3 protein-coding genes are annotated in these 4,210 nt (G+C 40.9%); 1 reads left to right on the forward strand and 2 read right to left on the reverse strand.

What is annotated here, in order from left to right; translation table 11 throughout:
- A partial coding sequence (locus AC1DPQ_RS19650) for a P-loop NTPase fold protein (RefSeq protein ID WP_477610618.1) occupies nt 1-2,150 on the forward strand: 2,150 nt, incomplete at its 5' end.
- A gap of 407 nt (nt 2,151-2,557) precedes the next feature.
- On the opposite strand, the gene AC1DPQ_RS19655 is transcribed toward AC1DPQ_RS19650, so the two are convergent.
- Together AC1DPQ_RS19655 and AC1DPQ_RS19660 are read right to left on the reverse strand one after the other, a co-directional pair.
- The gene (locus AC1DPQ_RS19655) at nt 2,558-3,013 is read right to left on the reverse strand and encodes a JAB domain-containing protein (RefSeq protein ID WP_477584082.1); all 456 of its coding nucleotides are present in this window, start codon (nt 3,011-3,013) and stop codon (nt 2,558-2,560) included.
- A gap of 463 nt (nt 3,014-3,476) precedes the next feature.
- Nucleotides 3,477-3,896, reverse strand: a complete 420-nt coding sequence (locus AC1DPQ_RS19660) for a DUF1810 domain-containing protein (protein WP_477610619.1) — start codon at nt 3,894-3,896, stop codon at nt 3,477-3,479.
- Between the last annotated feature and the right edge of the window lie 314 nt (nt 3,897-4,210).

Here is a 4,210-nt window from a genome sequence, read left to right on the forward strand (position 1 = left end):
TTACAGAACAGGAGACTAATACAGTAAGTGAAGATCAATATGAGTCATACCTCGAAATGCTGTGCGAAGATATCTTACTAAGAATTCAGGATGAGAAGACACTCATTACTGTTCCCACAGATGAATATGCTACTCGCATCTCACAGGCATTAATTAGGGCAAATGGAAACAGTGCCTTTACTACACTGATACATGCCCGCCAAAATGCTGGGGAAGTAAACCAACTGATCAAAGATTTTAACAACGAAAAATTTCCCCAGGTCCTAATCACTGTAGAACTTGCATCAGCAATAGGCAATATTCGTTGCTTGCGAAATGTAGTTGCTTTGAAGAACTACCTCTCCCCTTCAGTATTAAAACGTACGCTTGCCTTTGCGCAGCAACCTTTTCCTGGCAAACTTTATGTAAACCTGTTTGATTACGTCGGGCTTGACCTCATCTTCAAACAAATTTTTGACGATGAGGATTCTATACCACAATATTCAGAGCTGAGCTTAGAAAGAAAGTATGTATCTGAAACTGAAATCAAGTTTAGGGATAAAAAGGACATCGAGGCTGTACTCGCAGTGGATGAACTGGCCAGTGAGTTAAGTGACATTATCGATATTATACCTGGGGAACAGGGATCCATGATCGGAATTTTTGGGAYATGGGGTCGCGGAAAGACTTTCCTAATGGACCTGATCTGGAAAAACCTTGAGTCTAAGAAAAAATTTACACGGGTTGATTTCCATGCCTGGAAATATCAGGACACACCAGCAACATGGGCTTACCTCTATGAGCGCCTTGCGGAGAAATATTTCGAAGGACAAAACACAAAGTGGATAACAAAATCGTTATCCGGTTTTTGGAAAAAAGTCAAACTAAACCGGTTTCGTCAGGGGATTTGGCCAGCATTCAAACTTTTTACTATAATATGTATTGGCTTAACTGTGGGCACTATTTTATACGAAACCACCCTGGATAAAGAAAAGGGAATAAAATTTCTTTTTGAAATCTTCGGCATCCCAGCTGCATTGTCGGTTATCGGCTACAGCGTTGTCGTGACCTACAAAAAAGACTACAGTGCAAAAGCAAAAGATATCTTCCTCAAATATTCTTCCAAACACTCCTTTAAAGACCATTTGGGCCTACAGGCTGAAATTCAACGGGAAACTCTTATTTTACTCAAATGCTGGATCCCAGATACGAAAATTCAGCAAAGGAAAATTGTTTTATTTGTCGAGGATATCGACCGCTGCAATGAAGGGAAAGTTATTCAGATCATTGATTCATTGAGGATATTACTAGAAGACCCTGAAATTGCACAAAGACTGGTTATAATTGCTGCCATTGATGAACGGATCCTAAAACTTGCCATAAAAAACAAATATGATAGCCTGCTTGGGGTTGAGAAAAAGGAACAGGGCAAACATACACTGGAACTACAAAAAATTACGGATGAGTATATGGATAAGCTGTTTATATCCGGCATTAAACTGGGAAAATTATCGTCATTGGACCGTGACGATTTCATGCTGGCACTAACGAAATCTGACAGGCAGAATAATAGTGGAAAAAAAACAATTGATGAGATCTTAAAGGAGGAACAGGCTTACCTTGATTCCATGATGACCCCTCAAGCCTATCAAGATTTAGTCAATAGTGAAATTGCAGCCCAGGAGGAAGAGCAGTTTTACATGGACAATTTAACAGATCAATACCCGAACTATGAAACTGACCATTTGGGTTCTTCTTCTCCTATCCCTTGGCTTCAGCAGGGTCAGGAAATAAAGGTACATAAAGACAAACTTACCAATGAAGAGGTTGACATACTTAGGTTCGCTATATATAGATATACCGAGGCAACACCACGACAGATCAGGATTTTCTATTACCGGTATTTGCTGGCAAAAAATCTTCTAGCAAGAAGGTATCGGAAAATGGGGCATAATAATATCTGGATCGGCACCAAACATTCTAAGATTATAGCTAAACTAATTGTCGCCTATACGACAACGACTGAGCCTGATATCCTTCAATTGCATTTAGAGAACGTGATGGGTCTGACTTCCGATAACGCAGCTATTGAGCTTCTCGATTATACCACAGTGTCTACCTCAGACTATCGTGAACTGTTAAAGATCCTTAATATGGTGATTGCCTATTAAATTGGTCTATTATTTTTAATAAAAGGTAAACGATATTAAATTAGTTTTCCCACCAGGCTGACTAAAGTTATGACAGTTATTTTCGTCGTGCTATCTTTGCTCCCAGATGGAACATTGTTTTAGCTCTATATTGAGCTTTCAGTTTTTTTATCATTTTCTTAATGGCACTCAAACGACTGGGCACCATCTCCAGTTGCGATAATCTTTTTTGAAATCTCTTGTTGTTTCATCTCCTAGGGCAGATAGCTTATAATTATTTTTTCTGTGAACAGATTAAATATTCATTACACGTGATACATTTACAGCAAATAAGACAACCTCCCTCTTCTACCCACTATTTTCCTTTATAAGTGGATGCCACCGCAGACTTAAAGTCGGTGCAGCATCATCGAAACTTCTGTCAACTCCTAAATCATCCCCTCATCTAAAAAACTATAAAACCCATATCTTGAAACGATCAGATGGTCATGCACACTGATTCCTAAGATATCCCCTCCGGATTTCAACTTCCTGGTCAATGCCAGATCCGCATCRCTCGGAGATAACTCGCCACCTGGATGATTATGTGCCAATATAATTGCACTCGCACAGGCCTTCAGCGCCACCGCAAAAATAACCTTAGGATCAGCAACCGTTCCGGAAAACCCACCTTGTGAAATATTCACCACACCCAATACCCTACCCCTTCTGTTGAGCAAAATCACTTTAAACTCTTCCACAAGCTCCAACCTTCCATCATCCCATCGATCCATCAAAACCTCATAAGCTCCCCTAGAAGAAGTAATCTGTGGCAACTCTGCCATTTTCAATGCCGGACGGTAACTGATCTCAATCTCTGCTACTTTAAAACTTAAATTTTCCATAATTTTTCTGATTTAATTATGGAACCCAGCAAGGTTCAGCTTCTGCCAAAGCAAAAGGAGGAACGGAATAAATGGGCCAGCGGGCAAAGGCTACAGGAGCGTTTATGCCGGAAATTCCTTTGCGTGCCAGAAATGAACCTTAAATTGGTCAGAATTGAATAAGAAAAACACCTGTCTTAAAAGAGTTAAGATTTCTTTACTGTGAAATGGATTATTGCATGTGTAAAGCGTCTATGGAGGCAACAGCAGACCTCAATATCATCATTATAAAAAAAATACCAGAAGCAGTTCCTATAATCTCTTACCATCAAACATTCCTATCGTGAAAACAACATGAGGTAATTTAAGCGTCAAATGGCCACGCAAGCCGACCTGGGCATCCCAACCGGACCCTACTTTTCTGGCCAGTGCAGATAAGCGTTGATTTCTGCCGAAGTGCTCATCCGCACAGCGATTGTGCACGTTAAGCTAACAGGTCAAGTGTCAGGCGATCAGACTGTCCATCAAAATATTTATCCAAAACCTGTTTGAATACCGGATCGGCATCTTTTATCCCTGCAAACAGGGTCATACAGGAACGCAGTTTCATATCATCCGGGGAGCCGAATATCTCATGGGCAGATCTGCCGGTGAGCGAAAGAACCGCATTGGATATCTCTACAAGATGCCTGCCAAGAACCGGGTGATTAAGATAATCTGTGGCATCATTTATTCCCTCAAGCGCATAGTACTCAGAAATCTCACTTTTGCCCAGCCCCTTTAACTGTGGGAACATATACCACATCCAATGGCCGACCTTCTTCCCGGCCCGTATCTCTTCCAGGGCTCTTAGGTAGGCCTGGTTCTGTGCAGTCAAAAACCTGTTTATCTTTTCCGGTACCATTCCTACTTAATTAAGCCTCCTTGGAGTTGCTAATCAATATAACACCATAAACAAACAATTTGTGTTGAAAAGCCGAATCTTGTTACGCAGATCCGGCCCGTTGATTAACTGTTTTTCTGTTCCGGGACGCGCTTACTTACATTTACATAATTTTTTCGAACCATTGTAGTGCCAACTTTGTTATCACCTAAACATAAAAGAAATATTATGAAAGACCCCAAAGAAAAAAACGAGCCCGAACAAGAAGGGCATGAGGATGCGGCCCGGGAGCAATCATCCGGTAACGGAAACAGCACGAGCGGAAATACCAATTG

It is taken from the genome of Pedobacter sp. 01T416_2 (assembly GCF_056398925.1).

What these genes read in the sequence shown, in the direction of transcription:
- AC1DPQ_RS19660 (WP_477610619.1), bottom strand. Translation starts at nt 3,896, where the DNA reads ATGGTACCGGAAAAGATAAACAGGTTTTTGACTGCACAGAACCAGGCC.